General features: G+C 67.7%; 26 protein-coding genes. 20 read left to right on the top strand and 6 right to left on the bottom strand.

Annotation, left to right across the window (positions count from 1 at the left end):
• Genes ACGHX3_RS13415 through ACGHX3_RS13400 form a run of 4 tightly spaced genes read left to right on the top strand, consistent with a single transcriptional unit; the run spans position 1 to position 4,409 of the window.
• Entirely contained in the window at positions 1-1,251 is a 1,251-nt protein-coding gene (locus tag ACGHX3_RS13415) for an NAD(P)/FAD-dependent oxidoreductase (RefSeq protein ID WP_394695267.1), read from the top strand.
• Entirely contained in the window at positions 1,248-2,603 is a 1,356-nt protein-coding gene (gorA, locus tag ACGHX3_RS13410; protein ID WP_394695266.1) for a glutathione-disulfide reductase, read from the top strand. The genes ACGHX3_RS13415 and gorA overlap by 4 nt, the downstream gene beginning before the upstream one ends.
• 35 nt (positions 2,604-2,638) lie before the next feature.
• Complete coding sequence (gene hutG, locus ACGHX3_RS13405) at positions 2,639-3,415, top strand: N-formylglutamate deformylase (protein ID WP_394695265.1); 777 nt, start codon at positions 2,639-2,641, stop codon at positions 3,413-3,415.
• 10 nt (positions 3,416-3,425) lie between these two features.
• Positions 3,426-4,409, top strand: a complete 984-nt coding sequence (locus ACGHX3_RS13400; protein WP_394695264.1) for a DMT family transporter — start codon at positions 3,426-3,428, stop codon at positions 4,407-4,409.
• Between the two features lie 9 nt (positions 4,410-4,418).
• Here ACGHX3_RS13400 and ACGHX3_RS13395 read toward each other — a convergent pair whose 3' ends face one another.
• Positions 4,419-5,555 carry a carboxylate-amine ligase gene (locus ACGHX3_RS13395; RefSeq protein WP_394695263.1) on the bottom strand — a complete coding sequence of 379 codons (1,137 nt, stop codon included), beginning with the start codon at positions 5,553-5,555 and terminating at the stop codon, positions 4,419-4,421.
• A gap of 95 nt (positions 5,556-5,650) precedes the next feature.
• Positions 5,651-7,540, bottom strand: a complete 1,890-nt coding sequence (parE, locus tag ACGHX3_RS13390) for a DNA topoisomerase IV subunit B (protein WP_162336207.1) — start codon at positions 7,538-7,540, stop codon at positions 5,651-5,653.
• Positions 7,541-7,816: 276 nt separating this feature from the next.
• Between parE and ACGHX3_RS13385 the strand changes: the two genes are divergently transcribed.
• The 10 genes from ACGHX3_RS13385 to ACGHX3_RS13340 all read left to right on the top strand — a co-directional run bounded on the left by ACGHX3_RS13385 (position 7,817) and on the right by ACGHX3_RS13340 (position 15,614).
• Positions 7,817-8,071 carry a hypothetical protein gene (locus tag ACGHX3_RS13385; protein ID WP_162336208.1) on the top strand — a complete coding sequence of 85 codons (255 nt, stop codon included), beginning with the start codon at positions 7,817-7,819 and terminating at the stop codon, positions 8,069-8,071.
• A 140-nt stretch (positions 8,072-8,211) separates the two neighbouring features.
• Positions 8,212-9,873 carry a CTP synthase gene (locus ACGHX3_RS13380; RefSeq protein ID WP_162336209.1) on the top strand — a complete coding sequence of 554 codons (1,662 nt, stop codon included), beginning with the start codon at positions 8,212-8,214 and terminating at the stop codon, positions 9,871-9,873.
• Between the two features lie 152 nt (positions 9,874-10,025).
• Positions 10,026-10,859: a 3-deoxy-8-phosphooctulonate synthase gene (gene kdsA, locus ACGHX3_RS13375; RefSeq protein ID WP_162336210.1), complete on the top strand. Its 834-nt coding sequence runs from the start codon at positions 10,026-10,028 to the stop codon at positions 10,857-10,859.
• Between the two features lie 110 nt (positions 10,860-10,969).
• The gene (locus ACGHX3_RS13370; RefSeq protein ID WP_394695262.1) at positions 10,970-11,386 is read left to right on the top strand and encodes a hypothetical protein; all 417 of its coding nucleotides are present in this window, start codon (positions 10,970-10,972) and stop codon (positions 11,384-11,386) included.
• A complete protein-coding gene (eno, locus tag ACGHX3_RS13365; RefSeq protein ID WP_162336212.1) occupies positions 11,383-12,669 on the top strand; it encodes a phosphopyruvate hydratase in 1,287 nt (428 codons plus the stop codon). Before ACGHX3_RS13370 ends, eno begins: the two co-directional genes overlap by 4 nt.
• Positions 12,670-12,672: 3 nt before the next feature.
• The gene (ftsB, locus tag ACGHX3_RS13360) at positions 12,673-13,017 is read left to right on the top strand and encodes a cell division protein FtsB (RefSeq protein WP_213600431.1); all 345 of its coding nucleotides are present in this window, start codon (positions 12,673-12,675) and stop codon (positions 13,015-13,017) included.
• Entirely contained in the window at positions 13,017-13,712 is a 696-nt protein-coding gene (ispD, locus tag ACGHX3_RS13355) for a 2-C-methyl-D-erythritol 4-phosphate cytidylyltransferase (protein WP_394695261.1), read from the top strand. Before ftsB ends, ispD begins: the two co-directional genes overlap by 1 nt.
• An 18-nt stretch (positions 13,713-13,730) precedes the next feature.
• On the top strand, positions 13,731-14,222 hold the full coding sequence (gene ispF / locus ACGHX3_RS13350; protein WP_394695260.1) for a 2-C-methyl-D-erythritol 2,4-cyclodiphosphate synthase: 492 nt from the start codon (positions 13,731-13,733) through the stop codon (positions 14,220-14,222).
• Entirely contained in the window at positions 14,219-15,307 is a 1,089-nt protein-coding gene (truD, locus tag ACGHX3_RS13345; protein ID WP_394695259.1) for a tRNA pseudouridine(13) synthase TruD, read from the top strand. Before ispF ends, truD begins: the two co-directional genes overlap by 4 nt.
• Positions 15,308-15,389: 82 nt before the next feature.
• Complete coding sequence (locus ACGHX3_RS13340) at positions 15,390-15,614, top strand: hypothetical protein (RefSeq protein WP_394695258.1); 225 nt, start codon at positions 15,390-15,392, stop codon at positions 15,612-15,614.
• A gap of 41 nt (positions 15,615-15,655) precedes the next feature.
• Here the strand turns inward: ACGHX3_RS13340 and ACGHX3_RS13335 are convergent, their stop codons facing one another.
• Positions 15,656-16,198, bottom strand: a complete 543-nt coding sequence (locus tag ACGHX3_RS13335; RefSeq protein ID WP_394695257.1) for a Smr/MutS family protein — start codon at positions 16,196-16,198, stop codon at positions 15,656-15,658.
• 89 nt (positions 16,199-16,287) lie between these two features.
• On the opposite strand from ACGHX3_RS13335, the gene surE reads away from it, so the two are divergent.
• The 4 genes from surE to ACGHX3_RS13315 are packed head-to-tail and all read left to right on the top strand — an operon-like array spanning position 16,288 to position 19,243.
• Positions 16,288-17,067 carry a 5'/3'-nucleotidase SurE gene (gene surE / locus ACGHX3_RS13330; protein WP_394695256.1) on the top strand — a complete coding sequence of 260 codons (780 nt, stop codon included), beginning with the start codon at positions 16,288-16,290 and terminating at the stop codon, positions 17,065-17,067.
• Positions 17,064-17,741: a protein-L-isoaspartate(D-aspartate) O-methyltransferase gene (locus ACGHX3_RS13325; protein ID WP_394695255.1), complete on the top strand. Its 678-nt coding sequence runs from the start codon at positions 17,064-17,066 to the stop codon at positions 17,739-17,741. Before surE ends, ACGHX3_RS13325 begins: the two co-directional genes overlap by 4 nt.
• A 5-nt stretch (positions 17,742-17,746) precedes the next feature.
• A complete protein-coding gene (locus tag ACGHX3_RS13320) occupies positions 17,747-18,403 on the top strand; it encodes an exopolysaccharide biosynthesis protein (protein WP_394695254.1) in 657 nt (218 codons plus the stop codon).
• A 39-nt stretch (positions 18,404-18,442) separates the two neighbouring features.
• Positions 18,443-19,243 carry a peptidoglycan DD-metalloendopeptidase family protein gene (locus ACGHX3_RS13315; protein WP_394695253.1) on the top strand — a complete coding sequence of 267 codons (801 nt, stop codon included), beginning with the start codon at positions 18,443-18,445 and terminating at the stop codon, positions 19,241-19,243.
• 6 nt (positions 19,244-19,249) lie between these two features.
• Here ACGHX3_RS13315 and ACGHX3_RS13310 read toward each other — a convergent pair whose 3' ends face one another.
• The 3 genes from ACGHX3_RS13310 to yhbY are packed head-to-tail and all read right to left on the bottom strand — an operon-like array spanning position 19,250 to position 20,608.
• On the bottom strand, positions 19,250-19,894 hold the full coding sequence (locus ACGHX3_RS13310; RefSeq protein WP_394695252.1) for a D-Ala-D-Ala carboxypeptidase family metallohydrolase: 645 nt from the start codon (positions 19,892-19,894) through the stop codon (positions 19,250-19,252).
• Positions 19,895-19,901: 7 nt separating this feature from the next.
• On the bottom strand, positions 19,902-20,279 hold the full coding sequence (locus tag ACGHX3_RS13305) for an Mth938-like domain-containing protein (protein WP_394695251.1): 378 nt from the start codon (positions 20,277-20,279) through the stop codon (positions 19,902-19,904).
• Between the two features lie 23 nt (positions 20,280-20,302).
• Positions 20,303-20,608 (bottom strand): ribosome assembly RNA-binding protein YhbY, encoded by a 306-nt coding sequence (gene yhbY, locus ACGHX3_RS13300; RefSeq protein WP_162336226.1) that lies wholly within the window; start codon positions 20,606-20,608, stop codon positions 20,303-20,305.
• Positions 20,609-20,709: 101 nt separating this feature from the next.
• Between yhbY and rlmE the strand changes: the two genes are divergently transcribed.
• Entirely contained in the window at positions 20,710-21,342 is a 633-nt protein-coding gene (gene rlmE, locus ACGHX3_RS13295; protein ID WP_394695250.1) for a 23S rRNA (uridine(2552)-2'-O)-methyltransferase RlmE, read from the top strand.
• A gap of 49 nt (positions 21,343-21,391) precedes the next feature.
• Positions 21,392-23,323, top strand: a complete 1,932-nt coding sequence (gene ftsH, locus ACGHX3_RS13290) for an ATP-dependent zinc metalloprotease FtsH (RefSeq protein ID WP_162336228.1) — start codon at positions 21,392-21,394, stop codon at positions 23,321-23,323.

Here is a 23,323-nt window from a genome sequence, read left to right as displayed (position 1 = left end):
GTGAATTCCCCCCACGACGACGTCCTCATCATCGGCGGCGGCGCCATCGGCCTGGCGACCGCGGCGGCGCTGCTGGAGGCCGGCCGCAGCGTGCGCATTCTCGACGCCGCCACGGTCGGCGGCGGTGCCTCGCACGGCAACTGCGGCACCATCACGCCCAGCCACGCCCCGCCACTGGCGGCGCCCGGCGTGGTGGCGCAGGCGCTGCGCTGGATGTTCACGCCGGATGCGCCGCTCTATCTCAAGCCCCGCATTGATCCCGCGCTGTGGCACTGGCTGCTGCGGTTCGCCGCGCGTTGCAACGTGCGCGACTGGCGGCAGAGCACGCAGGCGCGTGCGGCTTTGCTCAACGATTCGCGGACACGGCTTGTCGACTGGGCGGAGCGTTATCGCCTTGACTGCGAGTTTGAAGAGGAAGGCCTCGACTACGTCTTCCGCGATCCGCGCAAGTTCCAGCAGTACGTGGACGAGGCGGCGGTGCTGGCGGAGTTCGGCATCGCGACCGAGATGTTCGACGGCGCCGCTTACGAACGCGAGGAACCCGCCATGCTGCCCGGCGTCAGGGGCGCGATCCGTTTTCCCGGCGATGGACGCCTGCGACCGGACCGCTATGTCGCGGAGCTGGCGCGCGTGGTGCGCGAGCGTGGCGGGCTCATCGAGGAGCACTGCCGCGTCGAACGGCTGGAAGCGACGGCATCGGGCGTGCGCCTGACGACCTCGCAGGGGCGGCGCGAGGGGCGCGACGCGGTGATCGCACTCGGTGCCTGGACGCCCGCATTCGCGCGTACGCTGGGACTGAAGGCGCCCATCCAGCCAGGCAAGGGCTACTCGATCACCTACTCGCGTCCGTCGCTCGTGCCGCGCCATCCCATGGTGCTGAAGGACCGTTCGGTATGCGTGACAGTCTGGGACAGCGGGTTCCGGCTGGGCAGCACGATGGAGTTTTCCGGCCACGACGATACGCTCAACGAAACCCGGCTGGCAGCGCTGGAGCGCGGTGCAAGCGAGTTCCTGCGCGAACCGGTCGGCCCAGACGTGCAAGAGCGCTGGTGCGGCTGGCGGCCGATGACCTGGGACGACCTGCCGCTGCTGGGTCGCGCGCCGCGGTACGACCATGTCTGGATGGCCGCCGGCCACGGCATGCTGGGCATCAGCATGAGCGCGGCGACTGGCCAGTTGATGGCCGACCTGATGACCGGCCGCACACCGGCCTTCGACCCTTCGCCTTACCGACCGGAGCGATTCGCATGAAAGCCCAGGCATTCGACCTGATCGTGATCGGTGGTGGCTCGGGCGGGCTGGCCGGTGCATTCCGCGCGGCGTCCTACGGCGCGAAGGTCGCGCTGCTGGAGCCGAAGGAGCTTGGCGGCACCTGCGTCAACGTGGGCTGCGTGCCGAAGAAGGCGATGTGGCTGGCCGCCGAGCTGTCGCAGAAGATCGCGATGGCGTCGTCGCTCGGTTTCGACACCTCGACGCCCACGCTGGACTGGAAGGAATTCATCGTCCATCGCCAGCGCTACATCGCCGGTATCCACGCCAGCTACATGAAGCGGCTGGACGAGAGCGGCGTGGTGGTGATGCCGTGCCGTGGACGTCTGCTGGACGCGAACACCGTGGTCAACGCCGACGGCGTGCCGCTCAGCGCGAAGCACCTGCTGATCGCGACCGGTGGCCACCCGGTGCGGCCGGCCATCCCGGGCGCTGGCCTGGGCAAGGTATCCGACGACTTCTTCAGCCTGTGCGCCGCGCCGCCGCGCGTGGCGATCATCGGCGGGGGGTACGTGGCGGTCGAACTGGCCGGCGTGCTGCAGGCGCTGGGCAGCCAGGTGGAAGTGTTCGTGCGCGGGCCGCGCCTGCTGGACGGTTTCGATACGCAGATCACCGACGAGCTGGCCGCCGACATGCGCCAGCATGGCGTGCGACTGCATTTCGGCTATTCCGTCGCGGCGTTGGAGCGTGCGCCGGAGGATGGCGTCGTGTTGCTGGCCGAGGATGGCACGCGCACGGAGCGGTTCGACGAGGTGCTCTTCGCCACGGGCCGTCGCGCGACCACGCAAGGCATGGGGCTGGAGGCGGCCGGCGTGGCAGTCGATGCCAAGGCGTTCGTGCAGGTGGACGAGCGCCAGGACACGAACGTCGCCGGCATCCACGCGGTCGGCGACGTCACCGGGCAGGCGGCGCTGACGCCCGTCGCGATCGCGGCGGCGCGCAGGCTGATGGATCGCCTGTTCGGCGGACAGTCCGATGCGCGGCTGGATTACACGCGGATTCCCACCGTGGTGTTCTCGCATCCGCCGGTGGGGCAAGTGGGCCTGACCGAAGCGGCGGCGCGCGCGCAGCATGGCGACGACGTCACGGTGCTGACCACGCGCTTCCGTCCGATGCTGCATGCGCTGGCCGATTCGCCGCAGCGCAGCCTGTTCAAGCTGGTGCTGGTCGGCGCGGACAAGCGCGTCGTCGGCCTGCACCTGCTGGGCGAAGGTGCGGACGAGATGCTGCAGGGTTTCGCGGTGGCGCTGAAGAAGGGCATCACCCTGGCGGACCTGCACGACACCATGGCGATTCATCCCACCAGCGCCGAGGAAGTGGTGCTGATGCGGTGACCCGGGCTCTCCAGGCGCGGCGATACAATGGTGGCATGGACACCTTCACCCTGCATCGCGGCACCGCGCCGCTGTTCATCAGCCTGCCGCACAACGGCACGGCGCTTCCTGACGACATCGCGGCGCGCCTGACGCCGGAAGCGCGCCGTGTGCCGGACACCGACTGGCACGTGGCCGAGCTCTATGCGTTCGCGCGCGAGCTGGGTGCGTCCATCATCGTGCCGGCGTATTCGCGCTACGTGGTCGACCTGAACCGTCCCGAAGACGACGTCTCGCTCTATCCGGGCCAGAACACCACCGGCCTGTGCCCGATCGTGCGTTTCAGCGGCGATCCGGTCTATCTGCCCAAGCAGGAGCCGACGCCGGACGACATCGGCTCGCGTGTCGACGCCTACTGGAGGCCTTACCACGGTGCGCTGCGGGAAGAACTCACGCGCATCCGCGACGCGCATGGCCGCGCGGTGCTGTGGGAGGGCCACTCGATCCGCAGCGTGGCGCCGTTCCTGTTCGATGGCCGCCTGCCGGATTTCAATCTCGGCACGGCCGGCGGCACGAGCTGCTCGCCCGCCTTGCAGCAGGTGCTGGAAGCCGAACTGGCGGCGCAGTCGGACTTCAGCTTCGTCGTCAACGGGCGCTTCCGTGGCGGTTACATCACCCGCCACTATGCCGACGTCGCCCGCGGCATCCAGACCGTGCAGCTCGAGCTGGCGCAGCTCAACTACATGGACGAAGACACCTTCGCCTATCTGCCCGAGTGCGCGGCGCGGACGCAGGCGCTGATCCGGCGGTTGCTGGAACGCACGCTGGCGTGATGCGCTCGCGATGACGCGACCGAAGGCGGAAGACGAACTGGCGCAACCGCTCGACGTGGCGCCGGCGGAAGCGCTGGAGGCGCCGCATCCGCGGCCGGGCCTGCATGCCGTCAGCCGCGCCGGCCTGGTGCTCGCGGCGCTCGGCGCCATCGCGTTCTCGGGCAAGGCGATCATCGTCAAGCTGGGTTACCGCTATGGTGCGGACGCGGTAACGCTGCTCGCGTTGCGCATGCTGGTGGCGTTCCCGTTCTTCCTGATGATGGGGTTCTGGGCCGCCCGCCGCAGTGCGCGGCTGTCGAACGGGGATCGTCGGAAGATCGTGCTGCTGGGTTTCCTCGGTTACTACCTGGCCAGCTTCCTCGATTTTGCCGGCCTGGCCTATATCACCGCCACGCTGGAACGGCTGATTCTCTACCTGACCCCGACGCTGGTGGCGCTGATCGGCTGGCTGGCGTTCGGCAAACGGATCTCGCGGCGGCAGGCGCTGGCGCTGCTGGTCAGCTACGCGGGCGTGGCACTGGCGTTCGGGCACGACCTGCAGGCCGGTGGCTCCAACATCATGCTGGGTGGTGCGCTGGTGTTCGGCAGTGCGCTGGCCTATGCGTTGTACCTGGTCGGCAGCGGCGAACTGGTCGCGCGCGTCGGCGCGGTGCGGCTGACGGCCTATGCCAGCAGCGTGGCCAGCGTGCTGTGCCTTGCGCAGTTCGTCGTGCTGCGCCCGATGCAGGCCCTGGTGCTGCCGTGGGAGGTCTATGTGCTGTCGCTGGTCAACGGCACGCTGTGCACGGTGCTGCCGGTGCTTGCAGTGATGATGGCGGTGGCACGCATCGGTTCCGCCCTGGCCGCGCAGGTCGGCATGATAGGTCCGGTCTCGACCATCGTGCTGAGTCTGCTGTTGCTGGGGGAACCGATGGGTCCCTGGCAGGTAGCCGGCACCGTGCTGGTGATGGCGGGCGTGTTCGTGGTCTCGCAGCAGAAGACCGTCGCCCGCTGACCGGGCGCGCTAGGCGACGACGCTCGCGTCGGCCAGCCACTGGACCACGTGCGACAGCGCGTCGGCGTGGCTGTCGCCGGCCTGTCTTCGCTCGCGGTACCGTTCCAGCTGCGCATGCGCGCTGGTGCCGTTTTCCAGGATATGCCAGACGCGTTCGACCTGCGGCGCACAGCCCAGCGCGTCGATGTCATCGTCCAGCGCCTCCAGCGTGTTCTCCAGCATCTCGCGCGCCGATACCAGGCGATGGCTGCTGAGATCGATGAGGCCGGCGTCGAAGCCGTAACGCTGGGCGCGCCAGAGGTTCTCGGCGACGATCGCCTGGTCGCCCGCGTGCAGCCCGGCGTGCAGGGTGGGCCGACGTTCAAGGTGCCGCACGAGGCAGCGATACACCTGTGCGATGGCCAGTGCATCGCACAGGTCGGTACAGGCATCGGTGATGCGCAGCTCCAGCGTGGGAAACGCGAGCGACGGTCGCAGCGCCCACCAGAGGAAGCGCGCATCCTGGATCGCGCGGCCGTCGGTCATGCGCTGCACATAGTGCTCGTACTCGGCCTGGTTGCGGAACAGCGGCGGCAATCCCGTCCGCGGGATTTCCTGGTACGCGGTCTGCCGGTAGCCCATCAGGCCGGTGGCATGCCCCATCCAGAAAGGCGAGGAGGTGCTGAGCGCCAGCAGCAGGGGCAGGAAGGGTTGCATGCGCGCCATCAGTTCCACACGGCGGCCCGGATCCATCGGCTGCACATGCACGTGCAGGCCGCACAGCAGGTTGCGTTGCCCCAGCATCTGCAGTTCGCCCATCACCTGGTCGTAGTGGGGCTTGTCGGTGCTGCGTTGTCCGCGCCATTGCGCGGAGGGATGCGTGCCCGCCGCCAGGATGCCAAGCCCATGCCGGCGTGCGATGTCGCCCACGGTACGGCGCAGCGTACGCAGGTCCTGCTCGGCGGCATGCGGATCGTCGTGCACGGCGGTCTGCACTTCCACCTGGGTCTGCAGCATTTCGCTGCCGAAACGCGCGCCGAGCGCGTCGCGGCACTCGCTGAAGAAGCGTCGCGGCATGTGCCGCAGGCGGCGTCCGTTGCGGCGGATGAGGAAGTACTCCTCCTCCAGCCCGAACGTATAGGGATGTGCGTAGCGTTCCGCCGACATGGCCCGGTTATCGCATCGGAGGAGTGAACGCGGTGTTCAACGCCGCCGACGCTGCCCGGGCCGCCACAACGGCCCGGGTCGGTCACGGGCGGCGATCAGACTTCCAGCGACGCCAGATCGCCCTTCGCTTCAAGCCACGACTTGCGATCGCTGGCGCGCTTCTTCGCCAGCAGCATGTCCATCAGGCCGCGCGTCTGCAGGTCGTCGTCGACGGTCAGCTGCACCAGGCGGCGCGTGTCCGGGTGGATGGTGGACTCGCGCAGCTGCGAGGGATTCATCTCGCCCAGGCCCTTGAAGCGGGTGACGTTGACCTGGCCGCGGATCTTCTCGCGCTCGATCTTCTCCAGCAGCAGGCGCTTTTCTTCCTCGTCCAGCGCGTAGAACACCTGCTTGCCCACGTCGACGCGGAACAGCGGCGGCATCGCCACGAACACGTGGCCCGACGCGACCAGCGTGGGGAAGTGGCGCAGGAACAGCGCGGTCAGCAGGGTGGCGATGTGCAGGCCGTCCGAATCGGCGTCGGCCAGGATCACCACCTTGCCGTAGCGCAGCCCGCTGATGTCGTCCTTGCCGGGATCGCAGCCGATGGCCACGGCCAGGTCGTGCACTTCCTGCGAGGCCAGCACGCTGCCGGAGGCGACTTCCCACGTGTTGAGGATCTTGCCGCGCAGCGGCAGGATCGCCTGGAAATCCTTGTCGCGCGCCTGCTTGGCCGAGCCGCCGGCCGAATCGCCTTCCACCAGGAACAGCTCGGTGCGCGACAGGTCCTGGCTGATGCAGTCGGCGAGCTTGCCGGGCAGGGCAGGGCCCTGGGTGACCTTCTTGCGGACGACCTGCTTCTCGGTCTTCAGGCGCGCGCTGGCGCGCTCGATGGCGATCTGCGCGATCTTCTCGCCGAGGTCGACGTGCTGGTTCAGCCACAGGCTGAAGGCATCGTGCGCGGCGCCTTCGATGAAGCCGGCGGCCTGGCGCGAGGACAGGCGTTCCTTGGTCTGGCCGCTGAACTGCGGGTCGGTCATCTTCAGCGACAGCACGAAGGTCACGCGGTCCCACACGTCTTCCGGTGCGAGCTTGACGCCGCGCGGCAGCAGGTTGCGGAAGTCGCAGAACTCGCGCAGCGCATCGGTCAGGCCGCTGCGCAGGCCATTGACGTGCGTGCCGTGCTGCGCGGTGGGAATCAGGTTGACGTAGCTTTCCTGCACCAGCTCGCCTTCCGGCACCCAGGCCACGGCCCAGTCGACGACCTCGCTGTCCTTCTTCAGCTGGCCGACGAACAGTTCCGGCGGCAGCAGCTCGCGGCCGGCCATCTCGCCGCGCAGGTAGTCGCGCAGGCCGTCCTCGTAGTGCCAGCTGTCGCGCTCGCCGGTGGCTTCGTCGAACAGCGTGACGTTCAGCCCCGGGCACAGCACGGCCTTGGCGCGCAGCAGGTGCCGGAGCGCGCGCACGTTGAATTTCGGTGTGTCGAAATACTTCGGGTCGGCCCAGAAGCGGACGCGCGTACCCGTGTTCTTCTTGCCGACACTGCCGACCACTTCCAGCGGCGTGGCGCGGTCGCCGTTGCGGAAGGTGATGCGGTGTTCGCTGCCTTCGCGCTTGATATGGACTTCCACCAACGTGGACAGCGCGTTGACCACGCTGACGCCCACGCCGTGCAGGCCGCCGGAGAACGTGTAGTTCTTGTTGCTGAACTTGCCGCCGGCGTGCAGGCGGGTGAGGATCAGTTCCACGCCCGGAATCTTCTCCTCCGGGTGGATGTCCACGGGCATGCCGCGGCCGTCGTCGCTGACTTCGCAGCTGCCATCCTTGTACAGCGTGACCTCGATGCTGCCGGCGTGGCCGGCCAGCGCTTCGTCCACGGCGTTGTCGATGACTTCCTGCGCCAGGTGGTTCGGACGCGCGGTGTCGGTATACATGCCCGGCCGGCGCTTGACCGGGTCAAGGCCGGAAAGGACTTCGATGTCGGCGGCGTTGTAACGACTGCTCATGGGTCTTCAGGTTCTCGATACGGCGCGGCGCCCCGGGGCGCCGCAGGATGACGAAGGGCGGGAACAGTCGGCCACGGGGCCGTCGCAGGGCGCGCGACGCGCCGGGTGTCCTGTCTGGCCTTTCGGACCGGGCGGCAGTGTGCGGCCAGCACGGCTTTTTTTCCATGTTCAGTCGAGGGCCGGGCAGCGGACGCTAGGCTTGCGCCGTGGACATGGATGCCCTTGGGAACGCCATCCGGCGCCCCCAGATTCCCGCCATCCACGAGGAGCATTGCCATGAAGTCCCGCAACCTGTTGCTGCTGTCCGCCGCTGCCATCGGCGCGCTGTTCGCGGTCCAGGCGTTTGCCCAGTCCCGTACCGGTACGGAGGCCGACAAGCCGAAGCAGGACCAGTCCCAGACCAGTGACCCGTCCGATCCGGAGGCGAAGGCTCGCCGCCGTGCCGCCAACGAAGCCGCCGCCAAGCAGCGCAAGGCTGCCGAAGGCCAGCAGAAGAAGGCCGGCGAAGAAGACGAAGAGCGCAAGCCCTGACCATCGTCGTTACGCCCTGACCCTTGCTGCACAAGGGTTTCAGGCGCGCAGTCGACTCATTGACACCCCGCTTCGGCGGGGTGTCGCGCTTCCGGGCGACACGCGTTGCCTGTAGACTATGGCTTTCCGGAGCCCCGCCCATGACTCCCCTGATTTTCGTTACCGGCGGCGTTGTGTCCTCGCTAGGCAAGGGCATCGCCGCCGCTTCGCTTGCGTCCATTCTCGAAGCGCGTGGCCTGAAGGTCACGATGATGAAGCTGGACCCCTACATCAACGTCGACCCGGGCACCATGAGCCCGTTCCAGCACGGCGAGGTGTACGTCACCGACGACGGCGCCGAGACCGACCTGGACCTGGGCCACTACGAGCGCTTCGTGCGCACGCGCCTGAGCCGCAAGAATTCCGTCACCACCGGCCGGATCTACGAGAACGTGATCCGCAAGGAGCGCCGCGGCGACTACCTGGGCGCGACCGTCCAGGTCATTCCGCACATCACCGACGAGATCCGCCGCTGCATCGACGAGGCCACCGAGGGCTTCGACGTGGCGCTGGTGGAGATCGGCGGCACGGTCGGCGATATCGAATCGCTGCCGTTCCTCGAAGCCATCCGCCAGATCCGCACCGAGCGCGGTCCGGAGAAGGCGCTGTTCATGCACCTGACGCTGGTGCCGTACGTCGCTGCCGCGGGTGAGCTGAAGACCAAGCCGACCCAGCATTCGGTGAAGGAACTGCGTTCGATCGGTATCCAGCCCGACGTGCTGCTGTGCCGCTCGGAGCAGCCGATTCCGGATTCCGAGCGTCGCAAGATCTCGCTGTTCACCAACGTGCCCGAGCGCGCCGTCATCAGCGTGCCGGACGTGGACGTGCTGTACCGCATCCCGATGGGCCTGCACCGTCAGGGGCTGGACGAGATCGTGCTGCGCCAGTTCCGCATCGAGAACGCGCAGGCGGCCGATCTGTCCGAGTGGGAAGCTGCGGTCGATGCCACGCTGAACCCGCTGGACGAGGTGACCATCGCCGTCGTCGGCAAGTATGTCGACCACCAGGATGCGTACAAATCCGTCGGCGAGGCGTTGAAGCACGGCGGCCTGCGCCAGCGCACGCGCGTCAACCTGAAATGGATCGAGGCGCAGGAACTGGAAGGCACCGACATGGCCCTGCTGCAGGGCGTGGATGGCGTGCTGGTGCCCGGCGGCTTCGGCGACCGCGGTTTCGAAGGCAAGGTGCTGACCTCGCGTTTCGCACGCGAACAGAAGCTGCCGTACTTCGGCATCTGCTACGGCATGCAGGCGGCAGTGGTCGATTACGCCCGCCATGTTGCCGGGCTGGAGAACGCCAACAGCACCGAGAACGACAAGCAGTCGCCGCATCCGGTGATCGGCCTGATCACCGAGTGGCGCACGGCCGCCGGCGACGTCGAGAAGCGCGACGAGCGCTCCGACCTCGGCGGCACCATGCGCCTAGGTCTGCAGGAACAGCGTCTGAAGCCCGGAACGCTGGCGCGTGAGTTGTACGGCAAGGACGTGGTGGCCGAACGTCATCGCCACCGCTACGAATTCAACAACCGCTACCGCACGCAGCTGGAGGACGCCGGCCTGGTCATTTCCGCCAAGTCCATGGATGACCTGCTGGTGGAAATGGTGGAACTGCCGCGCACAGTGCATCCGTGGTTCCTGGCGTGCCAGGCGCATCCGGAGTTCCTGTCCACGCCGCGCGATGGCCATCCGCTGTTCGTCGGCTTCATCCGCGCCGCGCGCGAGAAGAAGGCGGGTGGCAAGCTGCTGAAGGAAGCGCGTGCTTGAATGATTGTTCCTTCTCCCTCCGGGAGAAGGTGCCCCGAAGGGGCGGATGAGGGTTCGGCGAAGTTCCAGATGTTCCAGCCTTCCTGATTCCGCCGTACCCTCACCCCAACCCCTCTCCCGGTGGGAGAGGGGCCCTGACCAAAGGTGAAGCAATGAAACTCTGTGGATTCGACGTCGGCCTCGACCAGCCCCTATTCCTGATCGCCGGTCCGTGCGTGATCGAGTCGATGCAGTTGCAGATCGATGTCGCCGGCCGTCTCAAGGAGATCACCGGCAAGCTGGGGATGAACTTCATCTTCAAGTCCAGCTTCGACAAGGCCAACCGCACCTCCGGCACCAGCTTCCGCGGCCCGGGCCTGGAAGAAGGTCTGAAGGTCCTCGACGCGGTGAAGAAGCAGGTCGGCGTGCCGGTCCTCACCGACGTGCACGAGTACACGCCGATGGACGAAGTCGCCGCCGTCGTCGACGTGCTGCAGACGCCTGCCTTCCTCGTGCGCCAGACCGACTTCATCAGGAAGGTCTGCTCGGCCGGCAAGCCGGTCAACATCAAGAAGGGCCAGTTCCTGTCGCCGTGGGACATGAAACCCGTGGTCGAGAAGGCCAAGTCCACCGGCAACCAGGACATCATGGTCTGCGAGCGTGGTGCGTCGTTCGGCTACAACAACCTGGTCAGCGACATGCGCTCGCTGAGCGTGATGCGCGACACCGGCTGCCCGGTGGTGTTCGATGCGACGCATTCGGTGCAGCTGCCGGGTGGGCAGGGCACCAGTTCCGGTGGCCAGCGCGAATTCGTGCCGGTGCTGGCGCGCGCGGCCGTCGCCGTCGGCGTGGCCGGCCTGTTCGCCGAGACGCATCCGGATCCGGCCAAGGCGCTGTCCGATGGCCCGAACGCCTGGCCGCTGGACAAGATGGAAGCGCTGCTGGAGACGCTGCTGGCGCTGGATTCGATCACCAAGAAGAACGGGTTCCTGGAGAGCTCGGTCTGATGGGATCGGCGAGCGGTCTATCCTGGGCGGTGCGGACGGCATCCTTAGGCCTGTTGCTGACCTTCGCAGGGGTTCCGCTTCGCGCGGAAGCATGCACGACGATCCCGCCCATGCGCGCGCCGCCGATCACCGAGCTGGTGCAGACGTCGGACGTGGTCGCCATCATCCATGTGGATCGCATCCATCCACTGACGGCCGAGGAAGCCGCCTTCACTGAGCGCGTCTTCAGTGATCCGCCGTTGAACGTACCGATCCGTCTGCCGAGCCAGTCCGCCGATGTCACCGTGATGCGCAGCCTGAAGGGAACGATCCCGAAAGGTGCGCCCATTGGTAGTGGCACCACCAGCTGCGATGTCGTGCTGATGGAAGGGCGCGATTACCTTATCTTTGCCCGGACGACGGCTGAGTCCGGCGACAAGATCGAGCCTCGTCACGGCACGTTGATGATCGACCAGGGCCCCGAAAGCCTTGCCGCCCTGGCGGAAGTCGAGCATTCCCTTTCATCCTCCAAACCGACCCCACCATGACCAACATCGCCAAGATCCACGCCCGCGAAATCCTCGATTCCCGCGGCAATCCCACCCTCGAAGCCGAGGTTACGCTGGAAGACGGCTCCTTCGGCCGCGCCATGGTGCCGTCCGGCGCCTCGACCGGCACCAAGGAAGCCGTCGAACTGCGCGATGGCGACAAGACCCGCTACCTGGGCAAGGGCGTGCGCAAGGCGGTGGAGAACGTCAACACGACGATCGCCACGGCGCTGAAGGGCTTCGATGCCATCGACCAGGAAGGCCTGGATCGCCGCCTGATCGACATCGATGGCACCGAAAACAAGGGCCGCCTGGGCGCGAACGCGCTGCTCGGCGTGTCGATGGCCAACGCCCATGCGGTGGCTGCCTCAAAGAAGCTTCCGCTGTGGCAGTACCTCGCCAACGGCAACGACGTCACCCTTCCGGTGCCGATGATGAACATCATCAACGGCGGCGCGCATGCAGACAACAACGTCGACTTCCAGGAGTTCATGGTGCTGCCGGTCGGCTTCGATTCGTTCGCCGAATCGCTGCGTGCCGGCACCGAGATCTTCCACTCGCTGAAGTCGGTGCTGAAGGGTCACGGCCTGAGTACGGCGGTCGGCGACGAGGGCGGTTTCGCTCCGGACTTCCGCAGCAATGTCGAAGCCTTGGACACCATTCTCGAGGCCATCGGCAAGGCCGGCTACACCGCCGGTGAGGACGTGCTGCTGGGCCTGGACGTGGCCTCCAGCGAGTTCTTCGACAACGGCAAGTACCACCTGGTCGGCGAGAACAAGCGCCTGACCAGCGAACAGTTCGTCGACTTCCTCGCCGACTGGGCCGCGCAGTACCCGATCATCACCATCGAGGACGGCCTGGCCGAGGACGACTGGGCGGGCTGGAAGCTGCTGACCGACCGCATCGGCAAGAAGGTGCAGCTGGTCGGCGACGACCTGTTCGTCACCAATCCGAAGATCTTCAAGGAAGGCATCGAGTCCGGCACCGCCAACGCGATCCTGATCAAGGTCAACCAGATCGGTACGCTGACCGAGACGCTGGAAGCCATCGCCATGGCGCACCATGCGAACTACGCGGCCGTCGTCTCGCACCGTTCGGGCGAAACCGAGGATACGACCATTGCCGATATCGCGGTCGCCACCACGGCGACGCAGATCAAGACCGGCTCGCTCTGCCGCAGTGACCGCGTCGCCAAGTACAACCAGCTGCTGCGCATCGAAGAGGCGCTCGGCGCCAAGGCGCGCTATGCCGGTCGCAACGCCTTCGTCTCGCTGAAGCAGTAATCCATGCGCAAGGCGCCCTGGCTCCTGCTGGTACTGGTACTGCTGCTGGGATGGCTCCAGTACAAGTTCTGGTTCGGTGTCGGCAGTTCGGGTCAGGTCGTCGCGCTGGAGCAGCAGGTCGAATCGCAGAAGCGCGAGAACGCCGGTTTGCAGGAACGCAACGACGCCCTGGCCGCCGAAGTCGAGGACCTCAAGTCCGGCGAGTCGGCGGTCGAGGAGCGGGCGCGCAGCGAACTGGGCATGATCAAGCCGGGCGAGAAGTTCTACCGGGTGGTCGAACCGGTGCCACCACCGCCCGTGACCGGCGGTGAAGGCAGCGATGGCGACGCCGCGGAGCCCTCGCCCTGATGGCCCGCATCTGGGCCGTCGTGCCCGCGGCCGGGCGCGGTACCCGCTTCGGTGGAGAACTCCCCAAGCAGTATCTGGTGGTGGACGGGCTGCCCTTGATCGCGCACACGCTGGCAGCGCTGTTCGCGCACGACGCCGTGGAAGGTGCGGTCGTGCCGGTGTCGGAGAACGATCCCGACTGGCCGCGTTGGACGGAGTTCGCCGGCAAGCCGGTGCACGCGTGCACTGGCGGTGCGAGCCGTGCCGCGTCCGTACTGGCGGGGTTGCGCGCCTTGCCGGACGACGTGCGCGCGGACGATTTCGTGCTGGTGCACGACGCCGCGCGCCCGAACCTGTCGCTGACCGACCTGTCCCAACTGCTGGAGCGTGGCCGCAACGATCCTGTCGGTGCGATCCTCGCCGCGCCCGTGCGCGATACCCTGAAGCGCGCCGGCGACGATGGCGGTATCGACGGCACGGAGCCGCGCGAGCGGTTGTGGCGAGCCTTCACCCCGCAACTGTTCCGTCGCCTGCAGCTGACACGGGCCTTGGAAGCCGCCACGGCCGACGGCATCGAGGTCACCGACGAGGCGATGGCGATGGAACGCCTCGGCCTGCGCCCGCTGTTGGTGGAAGGCTCCGAAAGCAACTTCAAGATCACCACGCCGGCGGACCTGGCCAGGTTCGCCTACGAACGGGCGCAGCGCGACCGCTGACGCGCCATCGGAAACAACATGTCCGACTCATTGAATATCCGCATCGGCCAGGGCTTCGATGTGCATGCCTTCGGCGACGGCGACCACGTCATGCTGGGTGGCGTCCGCGTCCCGCACGATCGCGGCGTGCTGGCGCACAGCGACGGCGATGTCGTGCTGCACGCGCTGTGCGACGCGATGCTCGGCGCGCTGGCGCTGGGCGATATCGGTCGGCATTTCCCGCCGTCGGACGATCGCTGGAAGGGCGCCGACAGCCGCGCCTTCGTCCGTCATTGCGACGCGCTGATCGGCGCGCGCGGCTGGCGCGTCGGCAATATCGACGTCACCGTGATCTGCGAGCGACCGAAGGTCGGTCCGCATGCCGATGCGATGCGCGCCTGCGTGGCGGAGGATCTGCGCCTCGATCTGGATGCGGTCAGCATCAAGGCGACCACCACGGAGAAGCTCGGCTTCACCGGACGCGGCGAAGGCATCGCGGCACAGGCCGTGGTACTGCTGGTGCGCGCATGAGCGAGGCGTTGCCGCGTGCGTTCGGCATGCCGGTACTGAGCGCGCGCATGCGTAGCGCGCCGGAAGATTTCGTCGTCGAAGAGCTGCCCGGTTTCGAACCCTCGGGCGAGGGAGAGCACCTGCTGCTGACCGTCGAGAAGCGCGGCATGAACACGGCGTTCGCCGCCAAGCGCATCGCCGCGTGGGCGGGGATCGCCGAGATGGGCGTGGGCTATGCCGGCCTCAAGGATCGCCACGCCGTCACCCGGCAGCGTTTCAGCGTGCACCTGCCGCGCAAGGTGGCGCCGGATCTGGCGACGCTCGGTTCCGACGAGCTGAAGGTGCTGGAATCGACCTGGCATTCGCGCAAGCTGCCGCGCGGCGCGCTTGCCGGCAACCGGTTCGAACTGGTGTTGCGCGATGTATCCGGCGACAACGAAGCCATCGAGGCGCGGCTGCGCGATGTCGCCGCGCATGGCCTGCCGAACTGGTTCGGCGAACAGCGCTTCGGGCGCGACGGTGGCAACGTGGCAGCGGCGCTGGCGATGTTCGCGGGGCGCCGGGTCAGGCGCGAACAGCGCTCGATCCTGATCTCGGCGGCGCGTTCCGAGCTGTTCAACCGCGTGCTGGCCGCGCGGCTGGCCGATGGCAGCTGGAATCGTGGCCTCGACGGCGAGGTCTGGATGCTGGCGGGCAGCCGCAGCGTGTTCGGGCCCGAAGCGTGGAGCGAGCCACTGGCGCAGCGACTCGAGGACTTCGACATCCATCCGACCGGGCCTCTGTGGGGCGCCGGCGAGCCGCGCACGCAGGCGGACGCCCGTGAACGCGAGGTGCTCGCGCTGCAGGGCGACGATGCGCTGGCGTTGCGGCAGGGGCTCGAGCGGGAAGGACTGCGACAGGAGCGTCGCGCGTTGCGCCTGCGGCCTGAAGGTCTGGCGTGGTCGTGGCCATCGCCCGATACGCTGCGCCTGTCGTTCTCGCTGCCGCCGGGAAGCTACGCCACCGCAGTGCTGCACGAGCTGGGAGAGGTTGTCGACGCAACGCAGGGCGACCGTCCGTCGGAACACGGCCGACGGCACTGGAAGCGTCCCAGCGCAGGCGTATAAGCGGGATCAGGTCCGCCGCGCGGCATATCTTCGACGTGCATCGGCGGGCCGGACCATCTTCCCCTGTGTCGGAGGGATCGCCATGAACGCCATGCTTCGCCTTGCCGTTGTCGTATCCACGTGTGGTCTGCTGGCCGCCTGCGCCAGTTCCGGAGGGACCGCATCCGCGCCACCGCCGGAGCAGCGAACGATGACCGCCGAACAGCAATACATCGCCTACGTGGAGCGCATCGCCAAGCGGCGCGGCATCCAGCTGACGTGGGTCAATCCGCCCCGCATCGAAGACAAGGCGGCGAGCAAACAGTAAGCAGTCAGGCATCCGGACACGGCTGCACGAGCCGCGTCCGGTCAGCGGTGCGCCAGCAGTACCAGTACCGCGCCTGTACCGCCCTGCGTGGGCGGCGCCGAGTGGAACGCCATCACGTCGGCACGCTGGCGCAGCATCCGGTCGACCAGGTTCTTCAGCACCGGCGCCTCACTGTCCGAGCGCTGCCCCTTGCCGTGGATCACCCGTACGCAGCCATGATCGTGCGCATGTGCGTCCGCGAGGAACCGGCGCAGCAATCCTTCCGCCTGCAGGGCGGTGGCGCCATGCAGGTCCAGTTCGTCCTGCACCGAGAACTGTCCGCGCTTGAGGCGCTGGAAGGCGCGCGGCGACAGCGCGTCGCGACGATAGCTCAGCACATCACCGGCCGCATGCGGATCCAGTGCCTTCAGGCCGCGCTGGAATTCGCTGCGCGCAGCGTGTTCGTCGCGGTCGGCCATGCGCGCGGCCGGTCGGGGCGGCGCCTTGCGCGGCGGTGGAGGCGCTTCCTGCAACCTGCGCACGTCGCCTATCGCGTCGCGGAACAACGCGGCGTCATCGTCATCGGGCGGCGTGGAGCGGGACATGCCATCAGCGTAGCGGCATTGCGACGTGACGCAAGCGCGGGAAGCCGTCGCGCGGTTCCGGTATCATGGGGCCGTCCCCGAGGAAACCCATGCGCGTACTGGTCAGCAACGACGACGGCGTCGACGCCCCCGGCATCCGAATCCTGGCAGAGGGCCTGCGCAGTGCGGGCCACGAAGTGTACGTGGTCGCTCCCGACCGCGACCGCTCCGGTGCCAGCAACTCGCTGACGCTCGACCTGCCGATCCGGCTGAAGCGCATCGACCACTACACCTGCAGCATCGCCGGCACGCCGACCGACTGCGTGCACCTTGCGCTGACAGGCATGCTGGAGTTCGAGCCGGACATCGTGGTGTCGGGCATCAACAACACCGCCAATCTGGGCGACGACGTCATCTACTCCGGCACCGTGTCGGCGGCGATGGAAGGCCGCTTCCTCGGCCTGCCGGCGGTGGCCATGTCGCTGGCCACCAAGAACCACGATGCGAAGCACTACGAGACCGCGGCGCGTGCCGCCGTGGAGATCGTGGCGCGCCTGAAGGCCGATCCGCTGCCCGCCGACACCATCCTCAACGTCAACGTGCCGGATCTGGCATGGAGCGACGTGCGCGGCTTCGAGGTCACGCGCCTGGGCAACCGGCACCGGTCCGAGGCTTGCGTTCCGCAACCGGATCCGCGCGGGCATACCGTGTACTGGATCGGTCCGGCCGGACGCGAGCAGGATGCGGGTCCAGGTACCGACTTCCATGCGGTGCGCACGGGCCACATCTCGATCACGCCCATCCACGTCGACCTGACCCGCTACCAGGCGCTGGAAAAGGTGGCGGGCTGGGTCGGTGGCCTGACCGCCGCGCTCGAGGGCTCGGCATGACGCCACGGTTGCGGTTGCAGCCCGAAGCGGTGGGCATGGGCATGACCTCGCAGCGTGTGCGCGACCGGCTGGTCGAGCGGCTGCGTGAGGCCGGCATCGCCGACGAGCGCGTGCTCAATGCCATCCGCACGCTGCCGCGCCATCTGTTCGTCGACGAGGCGCTCGCCACGCGCGCGTACGAAGACACCGCGCTGCCGATCGGGCACAGCCAGACCATCTCGCAGCCGTGGGTGGTGGCGAGGATGACCGAGGTGCTGCTGGAGACCGAGCCGAAGAAGGTCCTGGAAATCGGCACGGGCTCGGGCTACCAGGCGGCGGTGCTGGCCGTGCTGGGGCTGGAGGTCTACACCGTCGAGCGCATCGGCGACCTGCTTCGCCAGGCTCGCAAGCGCCTGCGCCAGATGGGCATGAACGTGCGCAGCAAGCACGACGACGGCCGCATCGGCTGGGCCGAGCACGGCCCCTACGACGCCATCATCGTCACCGCCGCGGCACCGGCGCTGGTGCCGGTACTGGTGGAACAGCTCGCCGTCGGCGGGCAACTCGTCGCCCCGGTCGGCGGCAGCGGTTCCCAGTCGCTGGTGCGGCTGGTGAAGCGCGCCGATGGCGGCGTCGAGGAAACCACGCTGGCGCCGGTGGTGTTCGTGCCGCTGTTGTCGGGCACCCTGGATTGAATGAAGTGACGAATTCTCCGCAGCACGATGGACTTCCTAACAGCCCGGCCTCGCTGGGCGAACAGGTGGCCGGCATCATCGAACGCCTGCCACCCGACAAGCTCAGCCTGGGCGAACTGCTGGATGTCTTCAGCGATGAAGGCCTGTTGCTGCTGACCATCCTGCTGACGCTGGTGTTCCTGATTCCGGTGTCGATCCCCGGCGTCAGTACCGTGTTCGGTGCGGCCATCCTGCTGGTCGGCGTGAGTCGCCTGTTCAATCGTCCGCTCTGGTTACCGCAACGGATCAAGGACAAGGCGTTGCCGGCCGACCGCCTGCGTCCCGGCCTGACCGCGGGCCTGGTGTGGGTGCGCCGCATGGAAAAGATCAGCCGCCCGCACCGGCTCCGTTTCTTCGTCGATGGGCCGGGGCAGGGCGTCATCAACAACCTCGCTTTCATCCTGGCCGCGCTGCTGCTGATGGCGCCCTTCGGATTCGTGCCATTCAGCAACACCCTGCCAGCCTTGGCGCTGCTGCTGTATGCCATCGGCTTCATCCAGCGCGACGGGGGCGCGATCCTGCTGGGCCATCTGGCCAACATCGGCACGATCGTCTACTTCAGCGTGCTGATCGGGGGCGGTGGCGTGGCGGCACGTGAACTGTTCCAGCGATTGACCGGCTGAGCCGTGCGGCTTCCGCCCTGTGAGGAAACGAACGAACGCATGACCACGACGCTCCGCTCCGGCCATCGCACCACGCGCGCCCTCGTGATCGGCATCGCCATGGCCGTGCTGGCCGCCTGTTCCACGACGGTGGTGCGCGAGCCCTCCGCTTCGTCGCCGGCGCGGCAGACCTCGCAGGGCAAGCCTGGCGCCACGGTCCGCGTGCAGCGGGGCGACACGCTGTACGGCATCGCGTTCCGCAATGGCGTGGACGTCAACGATCTTGCGCGCTGGAACAGCCTGTCGGCGCCGTACACGATCTATCCTGGCCAGTCGCTCAAGCTGTTCCCGGGCAGCGGCGTCAGCCGTCCTCCGGCGACGACCGCCACGACCACGCCGACGAAGCCGGCCACCGGCACGACAACGCGGCCGGTCCCGCCGCCCGCGCCGGTCACCCGACCCACAGCGCCGCCGGCTCCCGCGAGCAGTGGCTTCTCCTGGCGCTGGCCTGCTGATGGCCACCTGATCGGTCGCTTCGTGGCGGGCGACGCCAGCAAGCAGGGCGTGGACATCGCAGGCAGCAGCGGGCAGGCGGTGCGCGCCGCCGCGGACGGGGTGGTGGTGTATTCCGGTGCGGGCCTGGTGGGCTATGGCGAGTTGATCATCGTCAAGCACAGCGAGGCCTGGCTTTCGGCGTATGGCCACAACCGCAAGCGGCTCGTCAACGAAGGCCAGAGCGTCAAGGCCGGGCAGCAGATCGCGGAAATGGGCAGCAGTGGCGCGTCGCGCGAGATGCTGCACTTCGAGATCCGCCACAACGGCAAGCCGGTCGACCCGCTGCAGTACCTGCCGCCACGCTGAGCGGCATCACGTGCGCGCGGGTCGCCAGGGGAGCCGCCCGCTGGCGGCTGCTCCGGTTCGGCCAGGAGACCTGACGCACAACGACGTCCCCCGGCGGTAGTCCGTGCCCCATGTGCGGTGCCCGGCGGTGTCGATGTGGATCCTCGTCGGCGTGTAGAAGCCCAGGCCAATCCGCAGCGAAGGGCCTTGCCTGCGCCAGAATTCGCACAGCGCTTCGGTGCGGGTGTCGTCGGTCAGGTCGAAATCGAGGGCGTTGTTGCGAAGATGGCGGCTGCGTGTACTCCCGCCCGCGCACCGGTTCACCTCGGCGGAGCGGTAGCCAGAGCGGACGTTGCCGCCCTCGACGATTCCCATGCGCTCCAACTGTGCCACTACGCGTAGCGTCGGCACGATCTTGTCCGCATGCTCGCGTGGTGGCAGCAGGAACTCCGGGCCGCAGGTGCGCCAGCGGCGACTGGACCGCAACAGGGTGGACATCGGAACCACCTTGCCAACGCCGGCGCGGGCCAGGGTGCCTTCGTAGTCGGCCAGCGCCGTGGCGTCGGTGCTGCGTCGCCACGCCTCGTAACGCTGGGTGGCATCCGGCAGAAGGGGCGCACAGCCGGTGGTGGACAGGACGATGAGCAGCAGGAGCAGGCGCTGCAGCGTCACGCCGTGGTCAGCGTGGCGCCAACAGGAATCCGGCCACGACCTTGCGCGACTCACTGGCCAGCACGTTGAAGGTGCGGGCGGCCGCGGCGTTGGTCATGACTTCGAGTCCCACACCCTGGCGCAGGCAGGCGGCCATGACGGCGGCGGGCGGGAAGACCTGGCGTTCGCCCGTGCCCAACAGGACCACTTCCGGTTGCAGCGCGAGCAGCGGAAGCAGATCGTCCGGCGCCAGCGCAGCGCTGTCCTGGACCGGCCAGGCTTCGATGAGCTGCTGCGGCGAGAGGATGAAGCTGGATGACAGGGTGCGGTCGTTCACCCGGGCGACTTGGCCGTCGGCGGATCGCAGGGTGAAGGCGTAATCGGGAAGTTCGTGGCTGAGCTGCATGGCGGGCGGCCTGCGTGGCGGGCTCAGCCGCGCGGCAGCACGATCTGCCGGCGTTCCTTGCTGGGGCGGTACAGCACGGCGGTATGGCCGATCCGCTGCACCAGGGCAGCATCGGCCTGGTCGGCCAGCTCCCCGATCATGGCGTCGCGTGCCTCGCGGTCTTCACCGGCGACCTTGACCTTGACCAGTTCATGCTGCTCAAGCACCGCGTCCAGTTCGGCGATGAAGGCCGGCGTGATGCCCTTGTTCCCGATCTGCAGCAGCGCCTTCAGGTCGTGGGCCTGGCCGCGCAGGAAACGGGTCTGGGCAGCGGTCAGGACTACAGGCATGCGGCACGGTACGGGTCGAAAAGGGGGATCAGGGTATCATGGCGACCCCCACGAACGGCTCCGGCGGCTCCCGTCGCAGCGTGCCCGGAGACCTTGCCGACATGGCCACCCGCAGCAAGAGCAGCCAGCGCTGGCTCAAGGAACACTTCTCCGATCCCTACGTGAAGAAGGCCCAGGCCGAGGGCCTGCGTTCGCGTGCTGCCTACAAGCTGGAAGAACTGCTGGAGCGCGACAGCCTGCTCAAGCCCGGCATGGTGGTCGTCGACCTGGGCGCCGCGCCGGGCGGCTGGTCGCAGTTCGTCCGTCAGGCGATGGGTAACAGCGGCCGGGTGGTGGCCATGGACATCCTGGACATGCCCCCGCTGGCGGGCGTGGACTTCCTTCATGGGGATTTCAGGGAAGGCAGCGTCCTATCCCAGTTGGAAGCCATGCTGGACGGCGCGCCCGTGGACCTTGTGCTGTCCGATATGGCCCCCAATAAGAGTGGTGTGGATGCGGTGGACCAGCCGCGGATGATGCATCTGGCGGAGTTGGCGATGGAATTCGCCGACAGCCACCTGAAGCCGGGCGGGGCGTTCCTGATCAAGCTGTTCCAGGGCACCGGCTCCGACGACTACATCCGCGAGCTTCGCCGCCGCTATGACAAGGTGGCGATCCGCAAACCGGACGCGTCCCGCAAGCGTTCCCCCGAGGTGTACGCCCTGGGACAGGGCAAGCGGGCCCAGATCAAGTAAGGTGGCTTAACGTGCGAATGAGCAAAGAGGAACAGCGGAGCCGATGCGGATGAACGACCTGACCAAGAATCTGCTGCTGTGGGTAGTCGTCGCCGTCGTGCTGATGGTCGTCTTCCAGAGCTTCTCGCCCAAGGGTGCCAGCACCGCGGCCATGACCGGCGGTACCACCTATTCCACCTTCCTCGACCAGGTCGATGGCGGCAACGTCCAGCGCGTCGAATTCGGCGGCGATGCCCGCAGCGGCGTGGGCGAGATCACCTACACCCTGCGCAATGGCGACACCAAGACGATCAATGCGCCGTTCGACCGCGACCTGATCAACGTGCTGCGCAACAAGCAGGTCGAGATCATCCAGAAGGACCCGCCGAGCGGCCTGAGCCTGACGACCATCCTGCTGAACTTCCTGCCGGTGCTGCTGATCATCGGCTTCTGGATCTTCATCATGCGGCAGATGCAGGGCGGTGGCGGCGGCGCGAAGGGCGCGATGTCCTTCGGCAAGTCGCGCGCCAAGCTGCAGGGCGAGGACCAGGTGAAGGTCACCTTCGCCGACGTCGCCGGCTGCGATGAAGCGAAGGAGGAAGTCGGCGAACTCGTCGAGTTCCTGCGCGACCCCGGCAAGTTCCAGAAGCTCGGCGGCAAGATCCCGCGCGGCGTGCTGATGGTCGGCCAGCCCGGCACCGGCAAGACGCTGCTGGCCAAGGCCATCGCCGGCGAAGCCAAGGTGCCGTTCTTCAGCATCTCCGGTTCCGACTTCGTCGAGATGTTCGTCGGCGTCGGCGCCAGCCGCGTGCGCGACATGTTCGAGCAGGCCAAGAAGCACGCGCCCTGCATCATCTTCATCGACGAGATCGACGCCGTCGGCCGCCATCGTGGTGCCGGCCTGGGCGGCGGTCACGACGAGCGCGAGCAGACGCTGAACCAGTTGCTGGTCGAGATGGACGGCTTCGAGGGCGGCGAAGGCGTCATCGTGATCGCCGCGACCAACCGTCCCGACGTGCTGGATCCGGCGCTGCTGCGTCCGGGCCGCTTCGACCGCCAGGTCGTCGTGGGCCTGCCCGACGTGAAGGGCCGCGAGCAGATCCTGCGCGTGCACATGCGCAAGCTGCCGCTGGCCGACGACGTCGAGCCGATGGTGATCGCGCGCGGTACCCCGGGCTTCAGCGGTGCCGACCTGGCCAACCTCTGCAACGAGGCGGCGCTGTTCGCCGCGCGCGAGAACGCGAAGGAAGTCCGCATGGACCACTTCGACCGCGCCCGCGACAAGATCCTGATGGGCGCCGAGCGTCGTTCGATGGCGATGAGCGAAGACGAAAAGACGCTGACCGCCTACCACGAGGCTGGCCACGCCATCGTCGGCCGCCTGGTGCCGGAGCACGACCCGGTCTACAAGGTCACCATCATTCCGCGCGGTCGCGCGCTGGGCGTGACGATGTACCTGCCGGAAGGCGACAAGTACTCGCTGAACCGCGTGGCCATCGAATCGCAGCTGTGCTCGCTGTACGGCGGCCGCGTGGCCGAGGAACTGATCTTCGGTGCCGACAAGGTCACCACCGGTGCGTCCAACGACATCGAGCGCGCCACCAAGATGGCCCGCAACATGGTCACCAAGTGGGGCCTGAGCGACGAGATGGGCCCGATTGCCTATGGCGAGGAAGAGGACGAGGTGTTCCTAGGCCGCTCGGTCACCCAGCACAAGAACGTCTCCAACGAGACCGCGCGCAAGATCGACGAAGTCGTGCGCCTCATCCTGGACCGCGCGTACGCTCGGACCAAGACGATCCTCACCGACAACCTCGACAAGCTGCACACGATGTCCAACCTGCTGCTGCAGTACGAGACCATCGATGCGCCGCAGATCGACGCCATCATGGAAGGCCGCGATCCGCCGCCGCCGATGGGCTGGGGCAAGAACGGCAAGGACGACGACAAGTCCGAGTCGCGCCCGCTGCCGCCGATCGGCGGGCCCGCCGCGCAGACCTGA

This window comes from Pseudoxanthomonas japonensis, from assembly GCF_043632995.1.
Lineage (GTDB): Bacteria > Pseudomonadota > Gammaproteobacteria > Xanthomonadales > Xanthomonadaceae > Pseudoxanthomonas_A > Pseudoxanthomonas_A japonensis.
This window is presented reverse-complemented; position numbering and strand designations above follow the sequence as displayed.